Origin of the sequence: Hansschlegelia beijingensis (assembly GCF_045505405.1) — a bacterium.
Taxonomy (GTDB): Bacteria; Pseudomonadota; Alphaproteobacteria; order Rhizobiales; family Methylopilaceae; genus Methylopila; species Methylopila beijingensis_A.
In genome coordinates this window covers 1-2159 of record NZ_JBJKEX010000449.1, presented here as the reverse complement: position 1 = coordinate 2159, position 2159 = coordinate 1, and the positions used below count along the sequence as shown (strand labels likewise).

Annotated in this window: 2 protein-coding genes and 1 pseudogene; all 3 read right to left on the bottom strand. The window is 67.4% G+C overall.

The window, feature by feature from the left end; genetic code table 11:
- Window positions 1–547 (bottom strand): annotated as a pseudogene (locus tag ACIKT0_RS17420) (aminomethyl transferase family protein); the annotation flags it as partial.
- 46 nt (window positions 548–593) lie between these two features.
- Window positions 594–1634 carry a heme-dependent oxidative N-demethylase family protein gene (locus ACIKT0_RS17415; RefSeq protein ID WP_407106612.1) on the bottom strand — a complete coding sequence of 347 codons (1041 nt, stop codon included), beginning with the start codon at window positions 1632–1634 and terminating at the stop codon, window positions 594–596.
- 47 nt (window positions 1635–1681) lie between these two features.
- On the bottom strand, window positions 1682–2159 hold a 478-nt coding region (locus ACIKT0_RS17410; protein ID WP_407106611.1), incomplete at its 5' end, for a flavin reductase family protein.

Genomic DNA, 2159 nt, shown 5'->3' with positions numbered 1-2159 from the left:
TGCCGAACAGCTTTGCGGGGCGGTGCTCGAAGTATTTGAGCGTCGCGAGGTCGAAGTCGGCGTGCGGCTTCAGGATGTCGAGCGCGAGCGGCCCCTGCAGCGACAGGATGTGGACGTCGTCGTCCTTGGCCCAGCGCGCGTCGAGCCCCTGGAAGAAGCCGTCGATGACCTCCTCGAGCCGGCCGCCGCCATGGCTCAGGCGGAACGCCTCCGGCCCGTCGCGATAGACCAGCACGTCGTCGATCAGCGCGCCGTTCTGGTCGACGATGTTGGAGATCGTCGACTGGCCGGGCCGCAGCCGGTCGACGTCGGTGGTCAGCATGCGGTTCAGCGCCTTGACCGCGTCGGGCCCCGTGACGTCGATCATGCGCAGCCCCGAGACGTCGAACAGCCCCGCCTTCGAGCGGACGATCGCGGTCTCCTCATAGGGGTCGGTCGCATAGCTCTGCGGGATCGGCATCCCGTTCCACTCGCTGTCGAGCGCGGAGCCGAGCGCCTGGTGGCGGCTGACGAGGGCGTTCCTGCGCGGGAAGTCTTCGGGACCCATGGGCGTCCTCTTGAGCTGGAGGTTTCTGGCGGCGGAGGCTTCGTGGTCAGTCCGGGAAGAAGCCCGGCGAGGTCGGGGCCCCGTCGTCATGTCTGGCGAGCCAGTCCACCGTGGTCTGGCGGTAGCGGGTCAGGCCCTTGTAGTCGGCGAGCTCGGGCGGCAGGCTTTTCAGCACCCGGTGGAAGCGGCGGCCCCATTTGGGGATCGTCACCAGCTCGCTCATCTTGATCAGGTAGGCGCGGATCGAGAACACGATGGCGTTCGAGCGCGGCAGCCGCCACAGCGCCTGCAGCTCGACCCTGAGATGCACCTTGTCGCCGACATTGTCGGGCGTGACCGTGGTGCGGTCGACGCCCCACCGGTGGTAGTTCTCCGGGCTGGTGTCGAGCCGCGGATTGACTGTCATCGTCCAGTTCAGGCGGCGCACCGGACGCCCCTGCTGCAGGTTCAGCAGGAACTTCAGCGCCCGGTCGAACACGCCGAGATCATGCGCGAGCGGCACCGGGCCGTGCCATTCCATGAAGTTCATGCCGAGGTCGAAGTCGAGCGACCAGTCCGCCTGGGTGGTGACGATGCCGGCGTCCATCCAGAGATTGTCCTGGCGCTGGTCGAGCAGGCAGAAATCGCCCTGGCACTGTCGCGTTATGTACTCCATCGGCGGACAGGGCAGCGTCGCGGCGTCGCCGAACGTGAAGCTCTGGTCGATCCCGAGCGGCCGGTTGATCCAGCGCCAGCGCCCGCCGTCCTTCGTCAGCCCGAAGTGTTCGGGATAGTGCCTGGCCATCGACTCCATCAGGAGCTCGAGCAGGTCCCATTCCGCGGTGATCATGTGCGGCAGCGACTGGCAGCGCAGCGGGTCTTCCTTCAGCACCAGCGCCCGGTCGTGCATCTCGGCGACGTAATGCTCGTCGATGTCGACGGGGAACTCGAACGCCGACTTCGGCGGCCCGGGCATGTGCTGCTCGATGTTGACCGCATACATGTACTCGTCCTTGTCGAACGGGAACGGGAAGCGGCGGATCGCCTCCGGCGAGTTCGAGAAGGTGAAGTCGTCGCGGAACGTCTCTGTCTTGAACTGGATCGTCATCGGGCGGCTCCGTTCAATCGGCTTGTTGGAAAGGCTTGGCCTGATCCTCACAGGTCCAGCACCAGCTCGCGGCCCTTCAGCCGCGAGACGCAGGTCATGATCTTCTGGCCCAGGGCCTTCTCGTCCTCGGTCAGGTAATGGTCGTTGTGCGCGAGCTCGCCGTCGGCCGACAGCACCGTGGTCTGGCACTGGCCGCAGGCCCCGCCGCGGCACAGGAAGGGCGCGTCGACGCCGGCCTCCTCGATCGCCTCCAGCAGGCTCTGATGCGGCCCGACCTCAACCGCGATCCCGGCCTTCGCCAGCACGGCCCGGAACGGGTCGCCGCCCGGAGGCGCGAGGAAGCGCTCGGAGTGCAGGTTCTCGGCCGGCCAGCCGGCCGCACGGCCGCCCGCCAGGATCGCGTCGATCATGCCCTCCGGCCCGCACACGTAAAGATGCGTGCCGAGCGGCTGGTTGGGCAGGATCTCGTCGACCCGGATCACCTCCTGGCGGTCGTCGCGGTAAAGCCGGACCTTGTCGCCGTGC